Below are 25,288 nucleotides of genomic sequence, written 5' to 3' on the forward strand. Positions count from 1 at the left end.
AAGTGGCTATCCACAGCTAAGGGAAATAATATTCTTTTGCTAGATCGCATAACAGATTGTTCCCATTTCTATATATATTGAATACGGCAAGTGAGAGCCATTTGTAATAGAGTTGGCCATTCATTTGGTACTTTATTGGGAATCCTTCCTTGTATCTGATTTTTACTGTAAGGTGAATTACTTTCTCATACTGCGGGCCATTAATTGTGTTGGCTTGGTGAACAAGTTGCGTGCTATTTGGGAAGTGGCTATTAAGGTCGGAAAGTTTTTGTGGGTGCTGTGTGTCGGTGAGTTTCATGAGGGAGTTATAGCTCATGCCGTATCCATCTACTTTCGGGAGTCGCGGCTGCCCTCTTTTGTTCTTAGGGCGCACATGTTGTTGATAAGTTGTAATCAGGCTAAAAAGTTTATCGCGTGCAGCTGTCTGGAATTCATCAATCGTCATGCAGCCTATGGTAGAGTTTGGCGACGGCCAAGGGTTCTCTGAGTTGTGAATAGACATATCAATTATCAGTCTGTCGTTTGATCGTGGCATCTCTCCCCTCTCGCCGGCCAGCTGATTTGCTGCCTCTCGAATCATATTGTTCACTGCAGCTGGATCAGCTTGTGTTGTGCTTTTCATTTGTACAGATTTGGCGATAACTGAATCCGAAGCGCCAATTGAAACATCTGCATAGCTACCGAGAATCGTTCTTCCTTTGATGGTTCTGTGCTTGTACATTTCAATGAATTCAGCAGAATATCCATTGGATATGCCGTGAATCTTGTTTGCCCACTCTGTAATCTTATCTAGAAAATATTTGTCGACTGGATTTGCTTGTTTTGAAATGATTTCGTCATAAGCGCTGTATAGTTTCTGAAGCAGATCATAAACTTGTCCCAACTTTTGCTTAGTATCCATTGCATCTCCTGATAGAGCTTAATTCTAATGGTCGATATTTTTAAAACGATTGCCGTGATGTAATTGAGTTATTCCAACACCCACTCCGCCAACTTCCCCGTCACCTGCGCCATCAGCACATTCTCGATATCCCGTGCGCCCGCTGCGCTGCACTTGGCGAGCACGGCTTTGACGATGGCCGGGTCGAAGTCGAACTGTTTGCCAGTCGCGGCCTTGTAGCGTTCCCGCAGTTTTTCCAGCTTGGCCAGGACGATGCCTTCCAGGGTCGTTTCGTCCAGCGGGCGGTAGGGCACGACGGTCATGCGGGCGAGGAAGGCGGGGCGGAAGGCTTGTAGCAGCACCTTGCGCAGGCGTTCGTTGAAGGCGTCGCTGCCGAGCTGGTCGGTGGGGGTGTCCAGCACCAGTTCGGCGCCGACGTTGCTGGTGGCGAGCATCACGGTGTTCTTGAAGTCCACCACCAGGCCGGTGCCGTCTTCCATCACGCCCTTGTCGAAGACGTTGTAGAAGGCTTCCAGCACGTCGGGGTGGGCCTTTTCGATTTCGTCCAGCAGCACCACGGAGTAGGGCCGGCGGCGCACCGCTTCGGTGAGCACGCCGCCGGTGCCGTAGCCGACGTAGCCGGGCGGGGCGCCCTTGAGCTGGCTGACGGTGTGGGCCTCCTGGTACTCGGAGAGGTTGATGCTGATGAGGTTGCGCTCGCCACCGTAGAGGGCATCGGCCAGGGCGTAGGCGGTTTCGGTCTTGCCGACGCCGGTGGGGCCCACCAGCAGGAACACGCCCACCGGCTTGGCCGGGTCGGTGAGGCCGGCGCGGTAGGCCTGGATGCGCTGGGCGATGGTGCCCAGGGCGCTGTCCTGGCCCATGACCCGCTGGCCCAGGCGCTGGCCGAGGGTGCGCACGGCATAGGCTTCGTCGGCGAGCATCTTGCCGATGGGGATGCCGGTCCAGCCGGCGATCACGGCGGCCACGGTGCGCGAGTCCACCTGCTCGGGCACCAGGGGGTCGTCCTGGCGGATGGCGTCGAGGCCGGCCTCCAGCCGGGTGAGTTCGGCGGCGAGGTGGTCGATGCGCTCGTCGAGGGCTTCGTCGGGGTGGCTGGCGTCGGCGCTCTCGCTCAGGGCCAGCAGTTCGCGGCGGGCCTCCAGCAGTTCGCGCACCGCTTCGCGCTCTTCGCCCCAGCGGGTTTCCAGTTCGCGGATGGCGGCCTGGTTGCCGGTGGATTCCTGCTCCAGGGCGGTGATGCGTTCGCGGTGGTCGAGGCCGGTGGCCTGTTCCCGGCGCAGGCGCTGCAGTTCCTCGCCCAGGGCCTGCTGGCGGTGGCGCAGGCTTTCCAGCGGTGGCGGCACGTCGTGCTGGCCGAGGGAGACCCGGGCGCAGGCGGTGTCGAGCACGCTGATGGCCTTGTCCGGCAACTGGCGGCCGGAGATGTAGCGGTGGGAGAGCTTGACCGCGTCGTGGATGGCGCTATCGAGCACCTGCACGCCGTGGTGCTGCTCCAGCTTGGCGGCGACGCCGCGCAGCATCTCCACGGCGGTGGCCTCGTCGGGCTCTTCCACCTGCACCAGCTGGAAGCGGCGGGCCAGGGCCGGGTCCTTCTCGAAATACTTCTTGTATTCCAGCCAGGTGGTGGCGGCCAGGGTGCGCAGCTCGCCGCGGGCCAGGGCCGGCTTGAGCAGGTTGGCGGCGTCGCTGCCGCCTTCGCTGCCGCCGGCGCCGATGAGGGTGTGGGCCTCGTCGATGAACAGGATGATCGGCTGCTCGCTGTTGCGCACGGCGTCGATCACGCCCTTGAGGCGCTGCTCGAACTCGCCCTTGACCCCGGCGCCGGCCTGCAGCAGGCCGAGGTCGAGCACCCGCAGGATGACGTTCTGCAGGGGCGGCGGCACGTCACCGGCAGCGATGCGCAGGGCCAGGCCCTCGACCACGGCGGTTTTGCCGACGCCGGGGGCGCCGACGAGGATGGGGTTGTTCTGCCGCCGGCGCAGGAGGATGTCGATGCTCTGGCGAATCTCCCCGTCGCGTCCGACGATGGGGTCGATGCGCCCGGCGCGGGCGTCGGCGGTGAGGTCCTGGGTGTACTGGTCGAGCACGCTGTCCTGTGGCGCTTCCTGGGCGGGGCGGGCCTTGCCAGCCGGGCCGGGACTGCCGGTGTGCTCGCGGGAGGTCTGGGTCCATTCCAGCAGGTTGGCGCGGAGGGCTTCACGGGGAATGCGCAGCAGCGAGGAGGCGCTGTTGAGCAGCAGGCTGCGGCGTTCGTCGCGGTCCAGCAGGGCCACGAGCAGCAGGCCGGAGCGGATGCTCGCCTGGCCCTGCACGCTGGCCTGCACCACGGCATCCTCCAGCAGGCCGATGGTCTGGGCGGAGAGCGCGGGGGTGCGGGTGCTGCCGGCCTTGAACAGCTCCAGGGCGCGGTTGATCTCGGTGGCGACGGCGTCGCGCTCCAGGCCGAAGCGCGGCAGCAGCCAGGCTAGGTCGCCGCCTTCTATATCCAGCAGCTCCAGCAGCAGGTGCTCGATCTCCACGTAGTGGTGGGTGCGCTGCAGGCAACGCTGGGCAGCCCGCTCCAGGGCGCGGCGGCTGTCGGCGTTGAGGCGGCCGATGAGCGCGGCGAGTTCCATCAGGGCGTCTCCTTGGACGGCAGGCCGGCATCGCTGTGCCGCAGGTGGGTGTCGATGCGTTGCAAGGTGCTGGCGGCGGCCAGGTGCAGCCCGCCGCTCCAGCGCAGGCGTGGCGGTTGCTGGCGGTCCAGGCGCAACGGCGCGCCGGGGCGCACCAGCAGGCGCAGGTGACAGTCCAGGTCGGGGCCGAGGTAGAGCCCGGCGAGGTCGGCAAGACGCCGGTGCTGCTCGCCGCCGGGCAGGTAGGCATTGGCCTGCTCGGTGCCCAGCGGGCCGAGGGTGAGGCGGATGCCGGCGTGCTCGTCCCACACCCGGGTGCCGGCGATGGCGTCGCGGCCCAGGCCGAGGTTGCGGCCGCCGCGTTGCAGGCGGCTGCGGCTGGCCGGGGGGATCTCCCGCCAGGCGCCCTGGTAGGCCTCGTAGTCGACCGCCACGCCGAACTGGTGGCGCACCAGCACGGCGAAGCCGGCCAGGGAGCGGCGCGGGCCGTTGAACAGCGCGGCGCGGGCGGTGATGGCAGCGTCCGGCAGGTCCATGCGCTGCTGCAGGCTGCGCGGCAGCAGGCCGGCCAGTGCCAGCAGCGGCGGGTGTACGGGGGCTCGCTCGGGCGGCTGGAAGCCGAGGGCCAGGCGATGCCGACCCAGCACGCGATAGAGCTGGGCGAGCAGGCGGTTCTGGAACAGGTCGAGGAATTCGGCCGGGGCGTGGTCCTTGTGGCGGGCACGCTGTTGCAGCCATTCCTGGTAGGCGTAGGGCAGCGGGCCGTCGGGGCCGCCGAGGCCGAATACGGCGGTGCTCAGCACAGGGGGCTGCCCCGGCTTTTCCTCCAGGCGTTCCACCTGGCTGGCGGCGAAGGTCGGCGTGAGTGGCCCGCGCAGGCGCAGGGCCTCGTCGTCCGGGCTGCTGCCCTGGCCCAGTGGCGTGGCATCGGGGCGCTCGCGCTCCAGCAGCAACAGGGCCTGGAGGAATTCGAAGGCCTGGGGCCTGTCGCGCAGGCGCTGGCTCAGAGGCTGAGGGGCTTGCCGGCCTGGGGCTGCCATGTCCGCACCTCCTTGTCGTGATCCACCAGCACCGTGCGCACGAAGCGGTTGGGCGTGGCGTAGAGGGAGAAGAACTGCGCCAGCACGGCGGAGAACAGCACGGCGCTGCTGCCGGCGAAGTGCTGCGGGTCGAGGCGGATGCGCACCTCCAGGCCGTTGCGCCAGCCGCGCCAGGCGTCGTCGCCGACCCGTGCTACGACCCGTTCGCTGGTGAGCTCCACGAGGCCGTCCACCTGGCGTCGTGGCCCGGCTTCGTCCCGCAGGTTGTGCAGGTGCAGCAGCTCGCGCAGGGCGTCCAGGGCCTCGGGGCCTTCCACCAGGGACAGGTGGTTGAGGCTGAGCTGGGACACCAGGCGCCAGCGCGAGGGGCCGGCGAGGCGCGGCAGGCTCTGCGGCGTGGGCGGTGCCAGCAGGCTGGCCAGGGCCACCGGGCCGGGGCGCTCGAAGCCCAGGCGGGTGCCGGCGGGCAGGTTCTCGGCCAGGTGCCGGTTGGTGCACAGCAGCTCGGCGGTGAGGCTGTATTCGGGGGCGTCGTGCAGCGGGTCGAAGGCGGTGTCCACCAGGCTCAGCAGCAGGTCGCTGCCGGGGCGTGCCGGGTTCAGGCCCTGGACGCGCCGGGCATGCCAGTAGAGGCCGGCGCCGGCATGGCTGTGGCCGTAGTAGGCCGGCACGCGGCGCACGCCCTGGGGCGTGGCGGCGCGGACGCTGCGGACGCTGTGGATCTCCACGCTGCTCTCGCGGTGGGCGTCGGCCACCAGGCGGTATTCGCTGCGGGTACCGTCCGGGCGCAGGGGCTCGGAGGTGCGCGGGAACAGGTTGATGGCCGGGGCGCAGCCCAGGCGCAGTTCACTGGCCTGCAGGTGCGGCCGGCCCGATGGGGCGCGGTCGAAGGCGATCAGCACCTGGCAGTCGCGCCCGCCGCCGGCCGGTGGCAGCAGCGGCAGGTCGAAGAAGGCGAACTTGTCGGGGAAGGCGAAGTACTCCGCCAGCAGGCGCAGGCCGGGGTGCTGGCCGTCTTCGTCGGGCAGCAGCGCCTGGTCGCCGGCGAAACCCACCGGGGCGATCTCGCCGGGCACCGGCTGCAGCGGGCTGTCCGGGGCGCCGCTCCACACCCCGAGGCTGTGGGCGCCGAGCAGGTCGTAGAGCGTGGCGTTGGTCATCGGCGAGGCGGCCAGGTGCACCCGCAGGTGGCGCACCGGCAGTTGCGACCAGTCGAATTCGCCCAGGCATTCCAGGGTCAGGCGCAGGGCCGAGCGCGCGCGCGGGTGGCCGGAGAAGGCCACGGCGGCATCGCCGTCCAGCAGGGTCGCTTCGCGGATGCGCAGCGGCCAGAGCACGGCTTCGGCGCTGGTGCGCAGGTGCACGCTGGCACCGTCGCGGGTGGTGACGAACAGCGGCGTGTCGCGGGGCAGGCGGTAGCCTTCGGCGAGGCTGCCCTGGGTCGGGTCCGGCTCGAACTGCACGATGGCGCAGGAGGGCAGGGGCCTCAGCACCAGGGGGTAGAGCTGCTCCAGCAGGGCGTCGCTGAATTCGGCGTAGTCGTCGTCGAGGCGCCGGTGCAGCCGCGCGCTGAGCAGGGCGAAGCCTTCCAGCAGCCGTTCGACGTGGGGGTCCGGGCATTCGCCGGGGGCCAGTTCCAGGCGCCGCGCCACCTTCGGGTAGCGCTGGGCGAAGCTGTTGCCGGCGTGGCGCAGCCAGGTGAGTTCGCGCTGGTAGTAGTCCAGCAGGTCGGCATCAATCGAGTCGCTCATGGCGCACCTCCAGGCCGTCGTCGCCGGGGGCGAGGAGGAACAGCGCCGGCCAGCTGCGGCGACCGCTGCGCAGGTGCCCGGCCAGGCGAATGCCGAGGCGCTGGGGCTGGTCGGGCAGGGCTTCGACGTCGATCTCGCTCAGCTGCAGGCGGGGTTCGAAGTGCTGCACGGCGGCGCGCAGTTCCCGCAGCAGCAGGCGCCGGTCATCCACCCGCAGAGCCTGCAGGGCGCTCCAGTCGGCGATGCCGTAGTCCAGCACGGTCAGTGGCCGGCCGGGCGCGCGGGGTGGGCGGCGGGTGTTGAGCAGGCGCGCCAGCTCCAGGCGGACGGACTCGGCCAGGGCGTCGCGGTCGAAGTCCGGCGCCTCGTCCGCCTGGGCGGAGAGGCGCTCGAACAGGGGGGGCAGCAGTCCGCTGTACGGCATGGAGCGGCGGCGTCCTTACTTGACGAGCTTGTTGGCGGCCAGGTCCCAGGTGGAGGCGGCGGTGCCTTCCTTGGTGCCGTCGTCCTTCTGCGCGGTGAGTTCCCATTTGATCTTGGTGAAGTTCAGCGAGAGGGTTTCCACCGGCTTGCCGCCGGCACCGCCGCTGACGCTGACGTTGGAGAGCACCACGTTGTCGAGGGTGTAGATGATGAACGGCAGCAGCTTGCCGTCGCCTTCTGCGGCGTTGCGGCCGATGGTGATCTTGGCCGTGGCGATGGGCTTGCCGGCGCAGCAGTATTCGTTGAGCGAGGGGGTGGCGGTGTCGACGAACTTGGTGACGGTGAACTCGCCGATGTGCGGCTTGCCGGAGGTGCGCTCCGAGTTGCTGACGTCGTTGGTGACCTGCATCGCCACGTTGTGGCTGTAGGACATCAACTCGATCTTGTCGGTGTAGCCCTCGAGCAGGCTGTCGCCTTTGATGTCGTCGCCGAGGTCGAGAATGATGGCATCCATCGCGGATAACTCCTGGGTCTGGAAACGGGGTGGATCGTGAGAGAGGCGAGCCCCCGCCGGAGCGGCCGGCGGGGGCGTCGGGTCAGGCCGCTACCGGCGGCGGCAGGCTGGCCACCAGGCGGATCGAGGCGGTCAGCTCCTCCAGCTGGAAGTGCGGGCGCAGGAACACGGTGGCGCGGTAGACGCCCGGCTTGCCGGCGACTTCCGAGACGTCCACGCGGGCTTCGCGCAGCGGGTACTGGGCCTTGATCTCCTGGGGCGCGTTGTCGTTGATCAGCACGTAGTCCGCGATCCAGTTGTTGAGGTAGGTCTGTACGTTGTCGCGGGTCATGAAGCTGCCCACCTTGTCGCGCATGATCACCTTCAGGTAGTGGGCGAAGCGCGAGGCGGCCAGCACGTACGGCAACATGGCCGAGATGCGTGCGTTGGCGTTGGCCTCGTTGGTGTTGTAGACCTTGGCCTTGTTGGTGGTCTGGCCGCCGAAGAACACCGCCATGTCGGTGTTCTTCTTGTGGCAGAGGGAGATGAAACCGAGGTCGTTCAGCTCCTTCTCGCGGCGGTCGGTGATCGCCACTTCGGTCGGGCACTTCAGCGTCAGGTCGCCGGACAGGGTGCGGAAGGTGTGGGCCGGCAGCCCCTCTACCGCGCCGCCGCCCTCGGCGCCGCGGATCGCCGCGCACCAGCCGTATTTGGCGAAGGCGCTGGTGATGCGGGCGGCCAGCAGCCAGGCGGCGTTGCCCCAGAGGTACTTGGAGTGGTCGGTGCCGTTGACGTCCTCGACGTAGTCCATGCCTTCCACCGGCTTGGTGTCCGGGCCGTAGGGCAGGCGCAGGAGGAAGTTCGGCAGCACCAGGGAGACGTAGCGCGAATCCTCGCTCTCGCGGAAGCTGCGCCACTTGATCAGCTCCAGGCTCTCGAAGATCTTGCCGAGCTCACGGGGCACGGCCAGCTCGGTGAAGCTGTTCATGTCGAACAGCTTGGGGTTGGCGGCGGCGATGAAGGGCGCGTGGGCGGCGGCGGCGACGTTGGAGAGTTTCTCCAGCAGGGCCACGTCCTGGGGGTGGCGGCCGAAGGCGTAGTCGCCCACCAGCAGGCTGAACGGGTGCCCGCCGAAGGTGCCGTATTCCTCTTCGTAGATCTTCTTGAACAGCGCGCTCTGGTCGAACTCGACGGCCTTCTCCAGGTCGTTCTGCAACTCTTTCTGGGTGACGTTGAGCAGGCGCAGTTTCAGGCGGCTGCTGGTCTCGGTCTGGTCCACCAGCATGTGCAGGCCGCGCCAGGAGGCTTCCAGCTTCTGCAGCTCGGGGTGGTGCAGGACTTCGTTGAGCTGGTCGCTGATCAGCTTGTCGATCTGGCTGATGCGGTCGTTGATCATGGCCACGGTGTCCTTGTCGATGGCCATGCCTTCGTCGAGGACCTGGGTGGCGAACTCCGCGAGCAGGTCGCGGGCGTAGCCCTGCTGGCTCTCGTCGTGGGCCATGCGGCCCTCGGCGATGATGCGGTCGAGCAGGGTCAGGGTCTGGGTCGTGCTCTCGCTGGATGCACCGGCTTCGGTTGCCATTGCGTTGTCTCCGGGAATTCGGGGGTCGGTCAGGCCGGTTCGGCCGGTGCTTCGCCATCGGCTGCGGCGGCGCCATCAGCGGCCGGCGCCTCACCTTCGGGGCGGGCGGACTTGATCTCCTGCAGGCCTTCGGTGTTGCTCACCACCTCCTGCAGCAGCTTGTCGAGGTCGTCGTTGCCGTCGAGCTTGGTGAGCAGGTCGCGCAGGCGCTGGCGGGCCTCGTAGAGACGGCGCAGCGGGGTGATCTGCTTGACGATGTTGACCGGGTCGAAGTCGTCGAAGTGACGGAAGCGCAGCTCGACGTTGAGCTTGCTGCCGTCGCCGCTGATGGTGTTCTCCACCTGCAGGGTGCTGCGCGGTTCGATGGAGGCGAGCACCTCGTTGAAGTTGTCGCGGTCGAGTTCGGTGAAACGACGTTCGATCAGCTTGGGCAGGGGCTTGTCGGGCTTGCCGGAGAGGTCGGCGAGGATGCCGACCACGAGGGGCAGCTCCTTCTTCTCGATGGCGTTGCCGATCTCGACGTCGTAGGTGATCTGGACGCGGGGCGGGCGGATCCGGTCCAGCTTGTGCTGCGTGCTTTCTGCCATGGTGAGGGGGCTCCGATGCAATGCTTCGAGCGCAATGCCTCGGCGACGCCTGCCATTGCACTCCCTTGCGAGGCCGCCGGAACGACGCGGCCTGGAGCCGGTGCCTGTCCGTGGCGGTCCTACAGATTCGTCTGTCAGACGAACTATCCAGACACGCTAGAACAGGTTTATAAATTTGCAAACGCAAACCAAGAACGGACCTCCATGAAGCACGGACGTTTCAAATTCCGCCTCCGAATCCTCCTGCTCGCCCTTGCCGTACTGCCCCTGGCTGGCTGCGCCTGGCTGTTCGCGCCGCGCGTCCAGCTCGACGAAATCACCCTCGATGTCGCCCCCCGTGCCAACGACGACACCCCCCTGGCGGTGGACTTCGTGGCGGTGGACGACCCGGACCTGTTCAAGCTGCTCTCCAGCGTCAACGCGCGGCAGTGGTTCAGCGAGCGCGAGCAGTACCGCCGCGACTACCGTACGCAGTTTTCCGTGTGGAGCCTGGAACTGGTTCCGGGGCAGTTGATGCAGGTCCAGGACTTTCCGTTTTCCGGCCGCCGCTCGGCTGGACTTTTGGTCTTCGCCGGCTATAACACTCCCGGTGCTCACCGCCTGCGGCTGGATGAGCAGAGCCGTGTGTGGCTCAGGTTCGACAGCCGAGAGATGCGCCTGATGGGTGACGACGGGCGGTGAACCCGAGCCCCTGAAACAGCGGGAAACCGCACTGCGGGATGGTCAAGGATGTCGAAGGGGAGTGGTATGAACGTGTTGCCTGACGCAGTCTGCTGGCACGAGGGCATGCAGTTGCTGCCCCAGCATTTCCAGCTGCAGGGATTGCGCGCCGAAGTCCTCGCCGCCCGTTTCGGTCATGCCGCCAACCCCTGGTTCTGGGGGCTCAGCCAACTCGAACTCGACCCCGCCGCGCTCAGTGCCGGCCTCATCCGCGTGCTGGCCCTGGAGGCCATCCTCCCCGACGGTTTGCCGGTGAGCCTGCAGCCCGGCGACGGCGCCACCCTGGAGCTGGACGTCGGCCCTGCCATCGCCGAATCGCCCACCGCCAGCACCACCGTCTACCTCGCCATCAACCCCCTCGGCCGCAGCGGCCAGGTACTGCCGCTGCGCGGTCGCCTGCAGTCCCAGGTGGGCGAGGCGGTGCCGGACCTGGCCAGTGGCGAGCACCCCGAACCGATCCTGGTCTGGCGGCCCGCCGCGCGCCTGGTCACCGACAGTGGCCGGGCCGATTCGGTGTGCCTACCGCTGTTGCGCATCGCCAAGGAGGGCGGCGGCTTCGTGCGCCAGCCCTATGCCGCGCCGACGCCGCGCATCCTCCCCGAATCCGACCTCGGCCGCGCGGTGGCCGAACTCTGCGCCCGGGCGCGGGAGAAGTGCCTGTTCCTCGGCGGTCGCCTGCGCCAGGCCGAGCAGGCCGGGCAGGACGACGACCGTGCCGAGATCGGCCGCCAGCTCACCGCGTTGTGGGCACGCCTGCCGGAAGTGGAAGCCGCGCTGAACAGCCGCGTCACCACCCCGGATCGCCTCCACGGCTTGCTGGTGGGCATGGCCGGCGCCTGGTGCGCGCTGGACCCGGTGGCCGGCGTACCCGCATTCGCCCCCCTGGACTACCTGGACCTCAAGCGTGGCTACGACGAGGTGATCGACTGGCTGGATGCGGTCCTGGCGCGCATTCGCGTCGGCTACCGCTGCCTGCTGTTCCAGGGCCTGGAGCAGGGCTTCGCCATCCAGCTGCCCGACGCCCGTTCCCCCCGCCAACGCCTGGTGATCGGCCTGCGCATGCCCGCCGGTGCCGGCGAACAGGGTGCGCTGGACTGGCTCGGCCAGGCCATCATCGCCTCGCAATCGAAGGTCGCCACCCTGGCTCGCCAGCGCATGAGCGGCTTACCCCACCAGAGCATGAGCCGCGCCGAGCAACTGGCCTACGGCGTGGGCGAGGACACCCGGCTGTTCGTGGTCCAGGCCGCCGGGGAGTGGTTCGACCCGGAGCAGCGCTTCTGCCTGATCGTCCCCGGCCAGGCGGCCCAGGTCGGTCCCTGGCAGGTGGTGCTGTTCGTCAACCAGGACACCGAGACCGCCTGATCAGCCAAGGACGCGCACATGCCCGAAAGGAGTCTGGCCCTTTACCCGCCCGAGTTCGGCGAGGCCCCCCTGAGCCTCGCCTTCCGTGAAGCCTGGCTGGAATGGCGAGGGGCCTGGGACCTGCTGGAAGACCTCGACGACCCCGAGCCGCAACTGGTGGAGAAGGTGGCCGAAGCCGCCACGCGCATCGTCCGCCGGTTGTGGCGCAGCGGCTTTGCCCGGGTCGGGGATTCCGCCGCGGACCAGGTCAAGGCCTCGGTCTACGCCTTCGTCGCGCTGCTGGATGAAAGCCTCCTGTTCACTCCCTGGCGTGGCCAGTCCACCTGGCAGGAGCGCCCGCTGGAGATGCGCCTCTATGGCTCGCGCAATGCCGGCGAACGCCTGCCGGCGGCCATCCGCACCCTGTTGCAGACGCGCTCGCCGTCCACCCGCGACCTGGCCAACGTCTACCTGCAATGCCTGGTGCTGGGCTTCCAGGGGCAACTGCGCGGGGAGCGCGGCCGGGTGCTCCACGAGCGCTGGCGGCGGGCGCTGTTCACCTTCGCCTGGCACCGCGAGCCCGATCCCCAGGGGGCCCTGCAGAGCCTGGCGCGGCCGACTCAGGCGGCGCCGCTGCGCCTGCCGCTGCGGCGCACCCTGCCTGACGGTTTCCGCCTGACCCTGGCGGTGGTCGCCGGCGTCCTGTTGCTGACCGCCGTGGGCCACGGGTTCTGGCGCGACATCCAGTCCGAGCTGGAGCCGGTGATGCACCTGGGCCAACTGGTCGATGAAGAGGAAGGCGCCGAATGAGCGGCTTCGCCATCGCCCTGACCGTCTTCCTGGTGATCCTCGCGCTGGTGGCCCTCGGCGCCCTCTACTGGTGGCTGCGCACCCAGTCCGGCGCGGCGATCCGCACCTTCTACAACGCCGTGCGCAAGATGGAGCACGACCAGGGCACCCAGGACCGCTACCAGACGCCCTGGCTGATGCTGGTGGGCGACCCCCGCGAGGGCGCGCTGCTGGCCCCGGACTGGCAACTGGCCCCGGTGGGCCGTCCGGCCTGGTTCGGCCGCTGGTGGGCCGACCCGGACGGCAGCCTGCTGGTGGTGCCGCAGAGCCTGTTCCTGCCGGAGGAGGGCGGCACCGCGCCGGCCTTCGTCTGGCGCCGCCTGCTGGGCATGCTGCTGCGCCTGCGTGGCCAGCGCCCGCTGGACGGAGTGATCTGGGTGGTGCCGCTGTCGCGCCTGATGAACGAGGCGCAACTGGCGTCGGATGCCATCACTGCACGCCGCCGCTTCAGCGAGCTGATGCAGCGCCTGGGCCTGAGCCTGCCGGTGCAGGTGATGGTCACCTGCATGGAAGACATGCCCGGCTTCCTCGAACTGCTCGATGCCCTGCCCGACGAGGCCCGCGAGCGCCTGCTGGGCTGGTCCTCGCCCTACAGCCTGGACGCCGGCTGGCAGGGCTACTGGCTGGACGACGGCCTCGATCAGGTCATGCAGGCCCTGCAGGCCACGGTGATGGAAGTGGGCGCCCTGCGTGGCGAACTGGGGGAAGACCTCTATCGCCTGCCGGGCCAGCTGGACAGCCTGCGTACCCACCTGCGGGCGCTGCTGGAGCCGGTGTTCCAGGGCAACACCCAGGGCGAGGCACCGCGTTTGCGGGGCATCTACTTCAGCGGAGCGCGTGCGCTCGGCGGTCCGGCCGATCCTTGGGCAGCCGGCACGGGCGAGGGCCAGCCGCAGCAGCCGGCCTTCGCCGCCGGCCTCTGGCGCCAGCGCTTCCTCGCCGAGCAGGGGCTGGCCCAGGCCGTTCCGCGCATCCTCTACTTGCGCCAGCGCTGGCAGCGGGTGACGGCGGTGGTCGCCGGGGTGGTCGGTGTGTGCTGGCTGCTGGGCATGGTCTGGGTCTGGCACGACGCGCGGCAGGATGCCCGCGAGCTGACGCGCCTGGTGCAGGTCACGCAGAACGCCCACGTGCAGCTCAAGGACCCGGCCCGCAGCCAGGAGCAGGCCCGGCGCAATATCCAGGGTTTCTGGAACCTGTTGCGCGATGCGCCGCGCTGGCATTTCGCCGCGCTGGTCTACCCCACCTCCTGGTTCTCCAGCCAGAACGCGCGCATGGACGAGGTTCTGCGCACCCTGGCCCGCAGCGAGGCCCTGTCGCCCGTGCTGCAACTGGAGCAGATGGAGCTGGAGCGCCTGCTGGCGATCCGCCCGACGGAGCGCCACACCAATGTCGAGGGCGAGGTGCCGGAAGACTGGCCCAACTACGTCAAGGCGCGGAGCCTGGCCACCGGCGCCGCGGCCCTGGAGCAGCAGAACCGCTGGCTGGGCGATGCGCTGTCCGGTGACAAGGGCGTGCTGGAACCCCTGGCGCAATTGGCCAACACCACCCTGGGCATGGAGCTGAACAGCGCCAGCCTGCATCGCCGCGCCTACTACGACCAGGTGCTGCGCAACCTGGGCGGCGCCGGGCTGGCACCGCTGGACCTGCGCAATGCGCGCGAGCCGATCACGGAAAACTTCCAGTCCCTGATGAAGCTCTGGCTGACCCAGTACTTCCTGGCGGAGAACTTCGTCGAGCCGGCGGCCTACCTGCGCATCCACCTGGAGAGCCTGCGCCGGGGGCAGGGCAGTTCGCTGGCTGATCTGGAAACCATCCGTGCCCGCATCGCGCGCCTGCAGGACATCCTCGCGCTGACCAACTCTGCCTGGAGCCACACCAATGGCGAGGAGCTGGTGCCCGGCTACGGCAACCTGATGCAGACCGTGCGCCAGAGCAGCCTGCTGGGGAGCACCGTCGAGCAGGAGCTCAACGAGGAAGCCAACAAGCTGCGCCGCAGCTTCCATGGCCAATGGATCGCCGGTAACGGAAACGACGCGAGCCTGCTGCAACGCCAGGCCGGCAACACCCTGGCCCTGCAGGACCACGTGGTGGCCCTGGACCGCGCCATCGACGACCTGCTGCGGCGGGACTTCACGGTGGCAGCCCTGCGCAAGGACTCGGGCGATGCCAACCCGCGCAGCCTGCGCAACGTCGACGCCCGCGCCCTGACCCAGGCCTTCAGCTACGTGGAGAGCTACCGCGCCTTCGTCGCCAGCGCCATGGCGCCGATCCCCTCGGACTACCGCGAAGGCATGCGCAGTGCGGCCGGCGAAGCGGTGGCCCGTGCCGTGTGGGCCAGCCTGGTGGCCTCGCCGGAGCGTGCGCCGGGTGCCACCGGGCGGGTCTTCGACGTACCGGTGGACCAGGCCATGCAGGTGCTCCAGGCGCTGCTGGAAGTGGGGCGCCACGACCTCGCCGGGAGCCTGCGCGGGCAGCTCACGCGGATGGCCATGGCCGACGTCAACGGCGCGCTGGCCAGCATCGACGGCATGCCGCTGTTCACCCAGCGCTACGACATCGCCCAGTGGGACGGCTCCCGCGAGCTGGGCCTGCGCCTGTTCCGCGCCAGCGACGTGCAGGACCTGAAGACCAGCCTCGCCCAGCAGTTCGGCGCCATCCAGGGCAGCTGCGAAAGCGCCGCCCCGGCCCTGGCCTGGCTGCAGGACCAGCCCGAGCTGAGCGTCGCCGAGCAGGACCGGGTGCACCGCCTCGCCGCCCTCAGCGAGGAAATGGTCAAGTACAAGGCACAGAACCCCACCAGCTCGCCGGCCCTGTTCGAGCAACTGGTGGCCCGCGACTTCGTCGAGATGGACCGTGGCTCCTGCCAGCAGGTGCTCACCACCGCCACCCTGTCCACCGGCGCCGGTGACCTGGCGCGCCGCTCCCAGGTGCTGCGTGACCAGGCCGCCCAGCGCTGCAGCGACCTGCAGCGGCAGCAAGCCGCCCAGGCCTGGGACGCCCTGGCGGTCTACTTCAACCAGTACCTGGCGGGGCGCTTCCCCTTCGCCTACAGCCTGCGGACCGAAGACGCCGACCCGGCCCGGGTGCAGCACCTGGTGGAGCTGATCGACACCCACCTGGCCGCCGCCCGCGAGGGGCTCAAGTGGGGGCAGGCCGCCGACCGGCCCGCTGCCGAGGACTTCCTCACCCGCCTGGAGCAGGCGCGGGCCTGGCTCGGGCCGCTGCTGCAGCGCGACAAGTCCGGCGCCCTGGGGCTGGACATGGAAGTGCGCTGGCGCACCGACCGCGAGTCCGAGCGCGGGGCCGACCAGGTGATTGCCTGGTCCCTGCACGCCGCCGATCGCCAGCTGGACTACCCGGGCGAGCCCGGGCGCCTGCTGTGGAATGCCGGCGAGCCGCTGCACCTGCTGCTGCGCTGGGCCAAGGACAGCGGCCAGCGGCCGGGCATCGACCCGCTGCAGCCGAGCATGGCGGTCAACGACCTGGAGGTCGGCTGGGAGTACCGCGGGCCTTGGGCGCTGATGCGGCTGCTGCGCACCCATGTGGTCGCGCAGCGCCAGCCCAGCCCGGACTACACCGACTTCCCGCTGACCCTGCGCGTACCCGTGCGCGGCGTGACCCAGGGCGAGCCGCAGGCGCTGATGTTCCTGCGCCTGTCGCTGATGGCCCAGGGCGGCAAGCAGCCCCTGTCGCTGCAGCCCTTGCCGGTGCGCGCGCCGCGCTCGCCGTTCGACGGCTGGCGGCCCGATTCCTTCGTCAGTTCCCAGGTAACCCCATGAGTTGGCAACCCACCGGCCCCAGCCTCGACGACTTGCTGGCACCGATTTCCGACGGCGATCCCTGCGGCGAGAACCTGCGCCACGCCCCCGAGATGGACCGTCTGCGGCAGATGCGCCGTGAGGACGACCCCTCGCTGCCCGAGGGCGTCTGGCAGGCGGAGCTCAAGCGCGGTGACTGGAGCGGCGTGGAGGCCCTGGCCGGCGACCTGCTGTGTCGCCGCAGCAAGGACCTGATGCTCGCCGCCTGGCTCGGCGAGGCCTGGCTGATGCGCCATGGCCTGCATGGTGCGGCGCCGGCCCTGGGCCTGCTGGCCGGGCTCTGGGCGCGCTACCCGGACGACCTGCACCCGCGCGCCGAGGATGACGACCGCTCCTGGCGAGTGGCGCCCCTGGAGTGGGTGGCGCGGCGCTACAACGAACTGCTGCTGACCCGTTGCCCGATGCTGGGCGTGGTGGAGGGCGACCTGGCCGAGGTCACCCTGGCCCACTGGCAGGGCCTCAAGCAGCGCCAGGTCCAGGTCGGCGACAGCAAGGCGGCCAAGGCCGCTGCCGAGGCTGCGCGGCTGGAGCAGAGCAAACTGGATGAGGCGCTGCGGCGCCTGCCTGCCGAGCAGTTCGTCACCCTGGACGCCGAGCTGGGTCAGGCGCTGGCCGAGCTGGCACGGCTCGAGCGCGGCTGTGACGAGTGGCTGGGCGAGCTGGCGCCGGGTTTCGGCCCGCTGCGTGGCGTTCTGGAAGCCCTGCATGCCTTCGTCCACGAACGTCTTCCCTACGTCCCCGAGGTGCCGCCCATGCCGGAACCCGTTTCCACCCCCGAGCACGAGGCCGCGCCGGCCACTGCCGCCGTCGCCGCCTTGCCCGCCGGTGCGCCCAGCAGCCGCGAGGAGGCCTACCGGCAACTGGCGCAGATTGCCGACTTCCTGGCCCGTACCGAGCCCCACAGCCCCGTGCCCTATGTGATCCGCCGCGCGGTGGAGTGGGGCCACCAGCCGCTGAGCAGCCTGCTGGACGAACTGCTCAACGCCGACGCCGAGTCGCGGCGCCTGTGGCAGTTGCTGGGGGTGCTGAGGTAGCGAAGCGGTCAGGCGCTCACCAGCACCTCGAACCCGCCGAAGATCATCCGCTTGCCGTCGAAGGGCATTCCGGCGGGATCGGTCTTCAGGCGCTGGTCTTCCATGGCCCGTTGCATGCCACTGTCGCGCACGGCCTTCGAGGGCCAGGTGATCCAGGAGAACACCACGGTTTCCTCCGGTTTGCACTGCACGGCCATGGGGAAGGACGTCAGAGTCCCTTCCGGGACGTCATCGCCCCAGCATTCGCAGACGCTGAGGGCGCCGCAGTCCCTGAACACAGTGGCGGCCTGCTCGGCCAGTTCGCGGTAGGCCTCGCGGGAGGCGGTTGGCACGGCCAGTACATAGCCGTCGACGTAGAGGGTCATGGTCGATCTCCTGGGTGGACTCATGGACAGGCGGTACGGCGTGCCTGGATTCATTCGACACGGGTTTCGTCACCCTGCGGAAGCGTGCCGACCAATGGGCCGCTTGTGGGCGCGGCGGTGAGCGAGGAAGATGCCGGACCTCCCAGCCAACACGGACGTACGACCATGAAACTCGGCTACACCATCCTCTACGTCAGCGACGTACCCGCCTCCCTGGCCTTCTTCGAAACGGCCTTCGGGCTGCCGACGCGCTTCCTCCACGAGTCCGGCGACTACGGCGAGGTGGAGACCGGCGCCACCACCCTGGCCTTCGCCAACCATGCCCTGGGCGACTTCAACTTCCCCGGCGGCCATGTGCGTGCCGATGCTTCCGCCCAGCCGCTGGGCATGGAGATCGGCCTGGTCACCGACGATGTGGCCGCCGCGCACCAGCGCGCGCTGTCGGCCGGTGCCCGCGAGCTGGCGCCGCCGGTGGCGCGGCCCTGGGGCCAGGTGGTGTCCTACCTGCGCTGCCCGGACGGCCTGCTGGTGGAACTGTGCACCCCGGTGGGGGGCTGACGTGGGCACACGGCACCTGGCACTGGGGGCGCTGCTGGGGCTGGCCGCCGGCCCGCTGCTGGCAGCGCCCTACGAGGGCTATGACGAGTTCTATGCCGGGCTCGGCAGGAACCTGTTCCCGGGTGAGGGGCTCGAGTTGCAGCAGGCCTGCACCGACGAGCCCCGTCATTGCCTGTGGACCAACGCCCTCGGCGTGGCGGCCGAGCGCTATCCGGATGCACTGTGGAGCGCGCCCGGGGAGCTGGGCAGCGAGGCACCGGCCGGCTGGCCGGCGCTGGTGTTCGATGGCAGCAGCCTGGCGGTGGCCGGGCGCACCTTGTCGCTGGCGGACGCGGTGAACCTCGCCCCGGCGGACTGGGGCGGCACCTCGCCCCAGGACCCGGAATCACTGGCCTCGGTCACTGCCTGGCAACAGGGCACGGACCTGTGCCTGGAGCTGCACTACAACGGCAGCGGACGCATGGCCCGCTACAGCGGCGTGCTGGTGGTGAGGGGCGGGAACCTGCATGTGCTGCCGCCGCTGTTCGCCGCCTGCGGGGCGGTGCGCGAGGGGGGCAATGGCGTCTTCTTCTACCCCGACACCCGCTACCTGGAAGGCCCGGGCGACCTGCCGCCGGGCGTGCAGATGGATTACCGGCGCAGCGACGGGGCCGCTTCGGCCGAGACCTATCGCCTGCGCTTCAGTGAGCCGGACAACCCCTATCGCTTCGTGATCGAGCCCGCGCCCCGCTGAGAACGGGCGCAGGCCCGTTCCCGGCGGCGGGGTGGCTCAGCCGGCCTTGCGTCGGTCGTAGACGTGGCAGGCCTTGCCTTCGGAGCGCTTCAGCGAGAAGGGCGGGCGCAGCACCACCCGTGCGCTGATGCCGATGTAGGTCTTGATCAGCTTGCCCAGCTCGCTGCACAGGGCCAGCTCCTGGGCCGTGTTGGCCGGCTCCTGGCCCGGGCGCGGCTCGACGTGGATCTCGATGCCGTCGAGGTTGCCGTCGCGGTAGAGGTGGATCTCGTAGTTCTCCGACAGGGCGCGCACCTTCAGCACCAGCTCCTCCACCTGGGTGGGGAACACGTTCACGCCGCGGATGATCAGCATGTCGTCGCTGCGCCCGGTGATCTTGTCCATGCGCCGCATCGGCCGCGCGGTGCCGGGCAGCAGGCGGGTGAGGTCGCGGGTGCGGTAGCGGATCATCGGCAGCGCCTCCTTGGACAGGGAGGTGAACACCAGCTCGCCGTACTCGCCGTCCGGCAGCACCTGGCCGGTCACCGGGTCGATGATCTCGGGGTAGAAGTGGTCCTCCCAGATGGTCGGGCCGTCCTTGGTCTCGGCGCATTCCATGGCCACGCCCGGGCCCATGATTTCCGAGAGGCCGTAGATGTCCAGCGCGGTGATGCCCATGCGCTCCTCGATGGCGCGGCGCAGCTCGGCCGTCCAGGGTTCGGCACCGAAGATGCCCAGGCGCAGGGGCAGGTCGTGGGGGTCGATGCCCTGGCGTTCGATCTCGTCCGCCAGGTTCAGCATGTAGGACGGGGTGACCATGATGATGTCGGGCTGGAAGTCGCGGATCAGCTGCACCTGCTTCTCGGTCTGGCCGCCGGACATGGGGATCACCGTGCAGCCCAGGCGCTCGGCGCCGTAGTGGGCGCCCAGGCCGCCGGTGAACAGGCCGTAGCCGTAGGACACGTGCACCTTGTCGCCCTTGCGCCCCCCGGCGGCGCGGATGGAGCGCGCCACCACGCCGGCCCAGGTGTCGATGTCGTTGCGGGTGTAGCCCACCACCGTCGGCTTGCCGGTGGTGCCGCTGGAGGCGTGCAGGCGCACCACCTCGCTCTGGGGCACGGCGAACATGCCGTAGGGGTAGTTGTCGCGCAGGTCGTTCTTGCCGGTGAAGGGGAAGCGCGCCAGGTCCTCCAGGGACTGCAGGTCGTCCGGGTGCACGCCCGCCTCGTCGAAGCGGCGGCGGTAAAGCGGGACGTTGTCGTAGGCGTGCTTCAGGCTCCAGCGCAGGCGATCCAGCTGGTGCTGGCGCAGTTCGTCGACGCTGGCGGTTTCCATGGGATCGAGCAAGGCGGTGGAGGCGATCGTGTTCATCATGGGTCACTCGAATTGTTGTTGTAGTCGACAGCCGGTGAGGGGCTGCGAGTGCAGGCGAGCAGCATACTCCGCGCTGTTCGCCCGGGCTCGGGCGTAGCGTTTCAGCGCCTTTCAATGACCAGGGCGATGCCCTGGCCGACGCCGATGCACATGGTGCAGAGGGCATAGCGGCCCTGGCGTTCTTCCAGTTCGTGGAGGGCGGTGGTCACCAGGCGCGCGCCGCTCATGCCCAGCGGGTGGCCGAGGGCGATGGCGCCGCCGTTGGGATTGACCCGAGGGTCGTCGTCGGCCACGCCCAGCTCCCGCAGCACGGCCAGGCCCTGGGCGGCGAAGGCCTCGTTGAGTTCGATCACGTCCATGTCGGCCAGGGACAGCCCGGTCAGCTCCAGCACCTTGCGGGTCGCCGGGACCGGGCCGATGCCCATGATGCGCGGCTCCACCCCGGCAGTGGCCATGCCGACCACCCGGGCGCGGGCCTTGAGGCCGTGGCGCCGGGCGGCGGCGGGGCTGGCCAGCAGCAGGGCACAGGCACCGTCGTTGACGCCCGAGGCGTTGCCGGCGGTGACCGAGCCGCCCGCGCGGAAGGGCGTGCCCAGTTTGGCCAGTTGCTCCAGGGTGGTGTCGCCGCGCGGGTGTTCGTCCTGGCTCACCACCTTGGGCGGGCCTTTGCGCTGGGGGATTTCCACGGGGACGATCTCTTTGCCCAGGCGCCCGCTGGCCTGGGCCGCGGCGGCGCGCTGCTGGCTGCGCAGGGCGAAGGCGTCCTGGTCGGCGCGGGAGATGCCGAACTGCTCGGCGACGTTCTCGGCGGTCTCCGGCATGGAGTCGATGCCGAATCCGGCCTGCATCAGCGGGTTGACGAAGCGCCAGCCGATGGTGGTGTCGAAGATCTCCGCCTGGCGGGAGAAGGCGGTGTCGGCCTTGCCCATGACGAAGGGCGCGCGGGACATGGACTCTACCCCGCCGGCGATCATCAGCCCGGCTTCGCCGCAGCGCAGGGCGCGGGCGGCGCTGCCCACGGCGTCGAGGCCGGAGCCGCACAGGCGGTTGAGGGTGGTGCCGGGCACGCTCTGCGGCAGGCCGGCGAGCAGGGCGGCCATGCGCGCGACGTTGCGGTTGTCCTCGCCGGCCTGGTTGGCGCAGCCGTAGATCACGTCGTCGATGGCGCTCCAGTCCAGTTCCGGGTGGCGCGCCATCAGGGCGCGGATCGGCACCGCGCCGAGGTCGTCGGCACGCACGCCGGACAGCGCCCCGGCGTAGCGGCCGATGGGGGTGCGCACGGCGTCGATGATCAGGGCGTCGTTCATCTGGACATCACTCATCAGGGGTCTCCTGCGCGAGCACCGTGCCGCGCACTTTGTAGGATTTGCCGTGGAACAGGGCGATCAGCTGCCCGTTCTGGTTCTCGATGCGCACGTCGTAGTTGCCGGTGCGCCCGCTGCGGCTCTGCTCGCTGGCCTGGGCGGTGAGGGTGTCGCCCAGGCGCGCCGGGGCCACGTAGTCGATGCTGCAGCCGATGGCCACGGTGGCTTCGTTGTAGCTGTTGCAGGCGAAGGCGAAGGCCGAATCGGCCAGGGCGAAGAGGTAGCCGCCGTGGCAGGTGCCGTGGCCCTGGACCATGTCGGCGCGCACGGTCATGCCCATCTGCGCCCGCCCGGGTGCGACGGAGAGCAGGCGCATGCCCATGGCCTGGCTGGCGGTGTCGCGCTCGAACAGGGCGCTGCCGCAGGCCTCGGCCAGGGACAGGGCTTCATGGTTGGTCATGGAAGGTCCTCCCTTCGGCGACGTGGCGGCGCAGCAGCAGCGACGGGCGATAGCGCGCCTCGCCGTAGGCCGTCTGCAGGTTGTCCAGGGTGCGCAGCAGCGCCGCCAGGCCGATGGCGTCGGCCCAGGCCAGCGGGCCCTTGGGGTAGTTGACGCCGGCGCGCATGGCCAGGTCGATGTCCGCCGCCGAGCCGACGCCCTGCAGCACCGCATCGGCGCCTTCGTTGGCCAGCATGGCGACGGTGCGCAGCACGGCCAGGCCGGGGATGTCGGCCAACGGCGTGGCGGTGATGCCGGCGCGCTGCAGCAGTGCCACGGCCTGGTCGCGGGCGAGGGCGGAGGTGCCGGCGGCCCAGGTGATGCCCAGGCGGCTGGCCTCGGCGTAGTCCAGCGCCAGGTCCAGCAGCACCAGGTTGGCCAGGCCGTCCTCGCGGGCGCGCTGGCTGGCCAGGCGGCCGTCGGAGAGGGCCAGCACGGCATCGCCGACCCGCAGCAGGCCGGCGCCGTCGCGGCGGGTCACCGCCAGGCCGGCGGCCTGCAGGCGCGCCACCAGCGGCTCGGCCACGCCCAGGTGGCCTTCCACCACGCAGCCGTCCACGGTCTGCTCGCTGGAGAGCGCGGCGGGCGTCGGGCGCTGGGCGCCTTTGGTGTAGTCGTAGAAGCCACGGCCGCTCTTGCGCCCGAGGCGGCCGGCGTCCACCAGCTCCTTCTGGATCAGCGAGGGCTGGAAGCGGAAGTCACCGTAGTAGGCGTCGAACACCGAGCAGGTGACGGCGTAGTTGACGTCGTGGCCGATCAGGTCGGTGAGTTCGAAGGCACCCATGCGGAAGCCGCCGGCCTCGCGCATCAGGGCGTCGAGGGTGGCGCAGTCGGCGGCACCCTCCTGCAGCAGGCGCAGGCTTTCCGCATAGAAGGGCCGGGCCACGCGGTTGACGATGAAGCCGGGGGTGGAGCGGGTGTGCACCGGCTGCTTGCCCCAGGCACGCGCGGTGGCGTACAGGGCGTCGGCCAGGGCCGGGTCGCTGGCCAGGCCCGAGACGACTTCCACCAGGGCCATCAGCGGTGCCGGGTTGAAGAAGTGCAGGCCGATCACCCGTCCCGGGTGGGCGAGCCCGGCGGCCAGGGCGGTGATGGACAGCGAGGAGGTGTTGCTGGCGAGGATGCAGGTGGGGCTGCACAGCGCCTCCAGCTGCTGCAGCAGGGCGCGCTTGATCTCCAGGTTCTCGACGATGGCTTCGATCACCAGGCGTGCGTCGGCCAGGGCTTCCAGCGTCTCCGCCGGTTGCAGGCGGGCGACGATGGCCTGGCGCTCGGCGGCATCCAGCTTGCCTTTCTCCACCAGGCGGCCGAGCTGGCGGTCGATGCCGTCCACGGCCTGGGCGGCGGCGCCGGGTCGGTTGTCGTAGAGCCGGACCGGGTGGCCGGCCTGGGCCGCCACCTGGGCGATGCCGGCGCCCATGGCACCGGCGCCGATCACGGCGACGAGGGACGTTTGGGGCAGGGCGGGCATGGGCTCAGCGTCCTTTGAAGACCGGGGTGCGTTTGGTCATGAAGGCGCTGACGCCTTCGCGGTAGTCCTCGCTGCGGCCGGCCAGGCGCTGCAGGTCGCGCTCCAGTTCCAGCTGCTGGTCGAAGCTGTTGTCCAGGCTGGCATTGAGGCTGCGCTTGATCAGCGCCAGGCCGTAGGTCGGCTGGGTGGCCAGGTGGCGGGCGAGCTTGAGGGCCTCGTCACGCAGGGCGGCATCGTCCACCACGCGGTGGATCAGCCCCCACTGCTCGGCCTGCTCGGCGCTCAGGCGCTCGCCCAGCAGGGCCAGGGCCTTGGCGCGGGCCATGCCCACCAGGCGCGGCAGGGTCCAGGTGCCGCCGGAATCGGGGATCAGGCCGATCTTGCAGAAGGCCTGGATGAAGCTGGCGGAGCGGGCGGCCAGGACCAGGTCGCACGCCAGGGGGATGTTGGCCCCGGCCCCGGCGGCGACGCCGTTGACGGCGCAGACCACCGGCATGGGCAGGTCGCGCAGGGTGCGGATCAGCGGGTTGTAGAACTGCTCGATGGAGGCCCCCAGGTCCGGCGCCTCGCTGCCGGGGGCGACGTTGCGGTCGGCCAGGTCCTGGCCGGCGCAGAAGCCACGGCCTTCGCCGGTCAGCAGCAGCACGCGCACCGCCGGGTCCTGGCGCACCTGCTTGAGGGCCTCGCGGACCTCGCCGTGCATCTGGGCGTTGAAGCTGTTGAGCTGCTCGGGTCGGTTGAGGCTGAGGGTGGCGACACCCGCCTCGATGGAAAAGAGGATGTGTTCGAAGGTCATGTCTCGGGCGCTCCAGGGCGGCGGGAGAGGGCGGCCAGCGATTACTGGCCGGTGAAGTCGGGGCGGCGCTTTTCCTGGAAGGCACGGATGCCTTCGTCGCGGTCGCGGGTGCCGGCCAGCAGGGTGAAGGCGTGGCGCTCGAAGCGCAGGCCGCTGGCGAGGTCGGTGTCCTCGGCCTTGAGCACGGCCTCCTTGGCCAGGCGCACGGCCAGTGGCGCTTTCTGGGCGATCAGCCGGGCGATGGCGAGGGCGCGCTCGACGGTGAACTCGGGTTGGGTCACCTCGCTGACCAGTCCGGCGCGCTGGGCGTGGCGGGCGTCGATGGCTTCGCCGGTGAGCACCATCTGCATGGCCAGGGACTTGCCCACGGCGCGCAGCAGGCGCTGGGTGCCGCCGGCGCCGGGCATGATCCCGAGGTTGATTTCCGGCTGGCCGAAGCGGGCGTCTTCACCGGCGATGAGGATGTCGGCGTGCATGGCCAGCTCGCAGCCACCGCCGAGGCAGAAGCCGTTGACGGCGGCCACCAGCGGTTTGCCGAAGCGTGCGATGCGTTGCCAGTGGGCCTGGCGCGGGTCGTTGAGGATGCCCACCAGGTCGCGCTCGGCCATCTCCTGGATGTCGGCACCGGCGGCGAAGGCCCTGCGGCTGCCGGTGATCACCACTGCGCGGGTGTCGGCGTCCTGCTCGGCCAGGTCCAGCTCGGCAGCCAGTTCGCCGAGCAGCTCGGTGTTCAGCGCATTCAGCGCCTCGGGGCGCTGCAGGGTGATCAGGCGGACACCCAGTTCGGGCGGCAGGACAGCAAGGGTACGAGGCATGACGAACGTCCTCTGGTGCACGCGCGGCTCAGGCATGCCGCTCTTGTTGGTGAGATGGCGTGTGACCCGGGCGTTCGCGACGGGTCGCCATCCGTTGTGGCGGCAGTATAGGCATAAAGCGATACAAAACAACAAATCAAAAAATAGAAAATGTGTCTTAAAAGATCGCGATTTGGTGGTTGTGAAGGGCCTGCTACAGGGCTTATCGGCCTTTATTTAGCGTTGAGTGGCTGATTG

22 protein-coding genes are annotated in these 25,288 nt (G+C 69.3%); 7 read left to right on the forward strand and 15 right to left on the reverse strand.

Annotated elements, in window-relative coordinates; translation table 11 throughout:
- Positions 1 to 16: 16 nt before the first annotated feature.
- The 8 genes from BM198_RS29655 to tssB all read right to left on the reverse strand — a co-directional run bounded on the left by BM198_RS29655 (position 17) and on the right by tssB (position 9,395).
- Positions 17 to 901, reverse strand: coding sequence for a hypothetical protein (locus BM198_RS29655; RefSeq protein WP_139233629.1), 885 nt, complete (start codon positions 899 to 901; stop codon positions 17 to 19).
- Between the two features lie 68 nt (positions 902 to 969).
- Positions 970 to 3,519 carry a type VI secretion system ATPase TssH gene (gene tssH, locus BM198_RS15425; protein WP_044404030.1) on the reverse strand — a complete coding sequence of 850 codons (2,550 nt, stop codon included), beginning with the start codon at positions 3,517 to 3,519 and terminating at the stop codon, positions 970 to 972.
- On the reverse strand, positions 3,519 to 4,559 hold the full coding sequence (gene tssG, locus BM198_RS15430; protein ID WP_074971083.1) for a type VI secretion system baseplate subunit TssG: 1,041 nt from the start codon (positions 4,557 to 4,559) through the stop codon (positions 3,519 to 3,521). The genes tssH and tssG overlap by 1 nt, the downstream gene beginning before the upstream one ends.
- Complete coding sequence (gene tssF, locus BM198_RS15435) at positions 4,523 to 6,310, reverse strand: type VI secretion system baseplate subunit TssF (protein ID WP_074971085.1); 1,788 nt, start codon at positions 6,308 to 6,310, stop codon at positions 4,523 to 4,525. Before tssF ends, tssG begins: the two co-directional genes overlap by 37 nt.
- Positions 6,294 to 6,734 (reverse strand): type VI secretion system baseplate subunit TssE, encoded by a 441-nt coding sequence (gene tssE, locus BM198_RS15440; RefSeq protein WP_074971087.1) that lies wholly within the window; start codon positions 6,732 to 6,734, stop codon positions 6,294 to 6,296. Before tssE ends, tssF begins: the two co-directional genes overlap by 17 nt.
- A 15-nt stretch (positions 6,735 to 6,749) precedes the next feature.
- Positions 6,750 to 7,247, reverse strand: a complete 498-nt coding sequence (locus BM198_RS15445) for an Hcp family type VI secretion system effector (RefSeq protein WP_074971089.1) — start codon at positions 7,245 to 7,247, stop codon at positions 6,750 to 6,752.
- An 82-nt stretch (positions 7,248 to 7,329) separates the two neighbouring features.
- Positions 7,330 to 8,808, reverse strand: coding sequence for a type VI secretion system contractile sheath large subunit (gene tssC, locus BM198_RS15450; protein WP_074971091.1), 1,479 nt, complete (start codon positions 8,806 to 8,808; stop codon positions 7,330 to 7,332).
- Positions 8,809 to 8,837: 29 nt separating this feature from the next.
- Complete coding sequence (gene tssB / locus BM198_RS15455; protein WP_074971093.1) at positions 8,838 to 9,395, reverse strand: type VI secretion system contractile sheath small subunit; 558 nt, start codon at positions 9,393 to 9,395, stop codon at positions 8,838 to 8,840.
- Positions 9,396 to 9,599: 204 nt separating this feature from the next.
- Between tssB and BM198_RS15460 the strand changes: the two genes are divergently transcribed.
- From BM198_RS15460 to tssA, 5 genes are all read left to right on the forward strand, one after another.
- Positions 9,600 to 10,076, forward strand: coding sequence for a type VI secretion protein (locus tag BM198_RS15460; protein WP_074971095.1), 477 nt, complete (start codon positions 9,600 to 9,602; stop codon positions 10,074 to 10,076).
- A gap of 66 nt (positions 10,077 to 10,142) precedes the next feature.
- The gene (gene tssK, locus BM198_RS15465; protein ID WP_074971097.1) at positions 10,143 to 11,477 is read left to right on the forward strand and encodes a type VI secretion system baseplate subunit TssK; all 1,335 of its coding nucleotides are present in this window, start codon (positions 10,143 to 10,145) and stop codon (positions 11,475 to 11,477) included.
- Positions 11,478 to 11,495: 18 nt separating this feature from the next.
- Positions 11,496 to 12,266 carry a DotU family type IV/VI secretion system protein gene (locus BM198_RS15470; RefSeq protein ID WP_074971099.1) on the forward strand — a complete coding sequence of 257 codons (771 nt, stop codon included), beginning with the start codon at positions 11,496 to 11,498 and terminating at the stop codon, positions 12,264 to 12,266.
- Entirely contained in the window at positions 12,263 to 16,084 is a 3,822-nt protein-coding gene (locus tag BM198_RS15475; RefSeq protein ID WP_074971102.1) for a type VI secretion protein IcmF/TssM N-terminal domain-containing protein, read from the forward strand. The genes BM198_RS15470 and BM198_RS15475 overlap by 4 nt, the downstream gene beginning before the upstream one ends.
- A complete protein-coding gene (tssA, locus tag BM198_RS15480) occupies positions 16,081 to 17,157 on the forward strand; it encodes a type VI secretion system protein TssA (protein WP_074971104.1) in 1,077 nt (358 codons plus the stop codon). Before BM198_RS15475 ends, tssA begins: the two co-directional genes overlap by 4 nt.
- Positions 17,158 to 17,165: 8 nt before the next feature.
- On the opposite strand, the gene BM198_RS15485 is transcribed toward tssA, so the two are convergent.
- Complete coding sequence (locus tag BM198_RS15485; protein ID WP_074971106.1) at positions 17,166 to 17,522, reverse strand: DUF1428 domain-containing protein; 357 nt, start codon at positions 17,520 to 17,522, stop codon at positions 17,166 to 17,168.
- A 165-nt stretch (positions 17,523 to 17,687) separates the two neighbouring features.
- Here BM198_RS15485 and BM198_RS15490 point away from each other — a divergent pair, with 165 nt between their 5' ends.
- Complete coding sequence (locus tag BM198_RS15490) at positions 17,688 to 18,080, forward strand: VOC family protein (RefSeq protein ID WP_074971108.1); 393 nt, start codon at positions 17,688 to 17,690, stop codon at positions 18,078 to 18,080.
- A gap of 1 nt (position 18,081) precedes the next feature.
- Complete coding sequence (locus BM198_RS15495) at positions 18,082 to 18,813, forward strand: hypothetical protein (protein ID WP_074971110.1); 732 nt, start codon at positions 18,082 to 18,084, stop codon at positions 18,811 to 18,813.
- Between the two features lie 36 nt (positions 18,814 to 18,849).
- Here BM198_RS15495 and paaK read toward each other — a convergent pair whose 3' ends face one another.
- The 6 genes from paaK to paaF all read right to left on the reverse strand — a co-directional run bounded on the left by paaK (position 18,850) and on the right by paaF (position 25,051).
- On the reverse strand, positions 18,850 to 20,163 hold the full coding sequence (gene paaK / locus BM198_RS15500; RefSeq protein WP_044404129.1) for a phenylacetate--CoA ligase PaaK: 1,314 nt from the start codon (positions 20,161 to 20,163) through the stop codon (positions 18,850 to 18,852).
- A 104-nt stretch (positions 20,164 to 20,267) separates the two neighbouring features.
- On the reverse strand, positions 20,268 to 21,473 hold the full coding sequence (gene pcaF, locus BM198_RS15505) for a 3-oxoadipyl-CoA thiolase (protein ID WP_201774863.1): 1,206 nt from the start codon (positions 21,471 to 21,473) through the stop codon (positions 20,268 to 20,270).
- 7 nt (positions 21,474 to 21,480) lie between these two features.
- Positions 21,481 to 21,930, reverse strand: a complete 450-nt coding sequence (paaI, locus tag BM198_RS15510; RefSeq protein ID WP_044403985.1) for a hydroxyphenylacetyl-CoA thioesterase PaaI — start codon at positions 21,928 to 21,930, stop codon at positions 21,481 to 21,483.
- Positions 21,917 to 23,440 (reverse strand): 3-hydroxyacyl-CoA dehydrogenase PaaH, encoded by a 1,524-nt coding sequence (gene paaH, locus BM198_RS15515; RefSeq protein WP_074971112.1) that lies wholly within the window; start codon positions 23,438 to 23,440, stop codon positions 21,917 to 21,919. Before paaH ends, paaI begins: the two co-directional genes overlap by 14 nt.
- 4 nt (positions 23,441 to 23,444) lie before the next feature.
- Positions 23,445 to 24,236 carry a 2-(1,2-epoxy-1,2-dihydrophenyl)acetyl-CoA isomerase PaaG gene (gene paaG, locus BM198_RS15520; RefSeq protein WP_074971114.1) on the reverse strand — a complete coding sequence of 264 codons (792 nt, stop codon included), beginning with the start codon at positions 24,234 to 24,236 and terminating at the stop codon, positions 23,445 to 23,447.
- 41 nt (positions 24,237 to 24,277) lie between these two features.
- Entirely contained in the window at positions 24,278 to 25,051 is a 774-nt protein-coding gene (gene paaF, locus BM198_RS15525; protein WP_074971116.1) for a 2,3-dehydroadipyl-CoA hydratase PaaF, read from the reverse strand.
- Positions 25,052 to 25,288 lie beyond the last annotated feature (237 nt).

This window comes from Metapseudomonas otitidis (genome assembly GCF_900111835.1).
GTDB classification, from domain to species: Bacteria; Pseudomonadota; Gammaproteobacteria; order Pseudomonadales; family Pseudomonadaceae; genus Metapseudomonas; species Metapseudomonas otitidis.

Excerpts from the sequence above, each read along its gene's own strand:
- BM198_RS29655 (WP_139233629.1), bottom strand. The coding sequence starts at position 901 with ATGGATACTAAGCAAAAGTTGGGACAAGTTTATGATCTGCTTCAGAAA.
- tssH (WP_044404030.1), bottom strand. The coding sequence starts at position 3,519 with ATGGAACTCGCCGCGCTCATCGGCCGCCTCAACGCCGACAGCCGCCGC.
- tssG (WP_074971083.1), bottom strand. The coding sequence starts at position 4,559 with ATGGCAGCCCCAGGCCGGCAAGCCCCTCAGCCTCTGAGCCAGCGCCTG.
- tssF (WP_074971085.1), bottom strand. The coding sequence starts at position 6,310 with ATGAGCGACTCGATTGATGCCGACCTGCTGGACTACTACCAGCGCGAA.
- tssE (WP_074971087.1), bottom strand. The coding sequence starts at position 6,734 with ATGCCGTACAGCGGACTGCTGCCCCCCCTGTTCGAGCGCCTCTCCGCC.
- BM198_RS15445 (WP_074971089.1), bottom strand. The coding sequence starts at position 7,247 with ATGGATGCCATCATTCTCGACCTCGGCGACGACATCAAAGGCGACAGC.
- tssC (WP_074971091.1), bottom strand. The coding sequence starts at position 8,808 with ATGGCAACCGAAGCCGGTGCATCCAGCGAGAGCACGACCCAGACCCTG.
- tssB (WP_074971093.1), bottom strand. The coding sequence starts at position 9,395 with ATGGCAGAAAGCACGCAGCACAAGCTGGACCGGATCCGCCCGCCCCGC.
- BM198_RS15460 (WP_074971095.1), top strand. The coding sequence starts at position 9,600 with ATGAAGCACGGACGTTTCAAATTCCGCCTCCGAATCCTCCTGCTCGCC.
- tssK (WP_074971097.1), top strand. The coding sequence starts at position 10,143 with ATGAACGTGTTGCCTGACGCAGTCTGCTGGCACGAGGGCATGCAGTTG.
- BM198_RS15470 (WP_074971099.1), top strand. The coding sequence starts at position 11,496 with ATGCCCGAAAGGAGTCTGGCCCTTTACCCGCCCGAGTTCGGCGAGGCC.
- BM198_RS15475 (WP_074971102.1), top strand. The coding sequence starts at position 12,263 with ATGAGCGGCTTCGCCATCGCCCTGACCGTCTTCCTGGTGATCCTCGCG.
- tssA (WP_074971104.1), top strand. The coding sequence starts at position 16,081 with ATGAGTTGGCAACCCACCGGCCCCAGCCTCGACGACTTGCTGGCACCG.
- BM198_RS15485 (WP_074971106.1), bottom strand. The coding sequence starts at position 17,522 with ATGACCCTCTACGTCGACGGCTATGTACTGGCCGTGCCAACCGCCTCC.
- BM198_RS15490 (WP_074971108.1), top strand. The coding sequence starts at position 17,688 with ATGAAACTCGGCTACACCATCCTCTACGTCAGCGACGTACCCGCCTCC.
- paaK (WP_044404129.1), bottom strand. The coding sequence starts at position 20,163 with ATGAACACGATCGCCTCCACCGCCTTGCTCGATCCCATGGAAACCGCC.
- pcaF (WP_201774863.1), bottom strand. The coding sequence starts at position 21,473 with ATGAACGACGCCCTGATCATCGACGCCGTGCGCACCCCCATCGGCCGC.
- paaI (WP_044403985.1), bottom strand. The coding sequence starts at position 21,930 with ATGACCAACCATGAAGCCCTGTCCCTGGCCGAGGCCTGCGGCAGCGCC.
- paaH (WP_074971112.1), bottom strand. The coding sequence starts at position 23,440 with ATGCCCGCCCTGCCCCAAACGTCCCTCGTCGCCGTGATCGGCGCCGGT.
- paaG (WP_074971114.1), bottom strand. The coding sequence starts at position 24,236 with ATGACCTTCGAACACATCCTCTTTTCCATCGAGGCGGGTGTCGCCACC.
- paaF (WP_074971116.1), bottom strand. The coding sequence starts at position 25,051 with ATGCCTCGTACCCTTGCTGTCCTGCCGCCCGAACTGGGTGTCCGCCTG.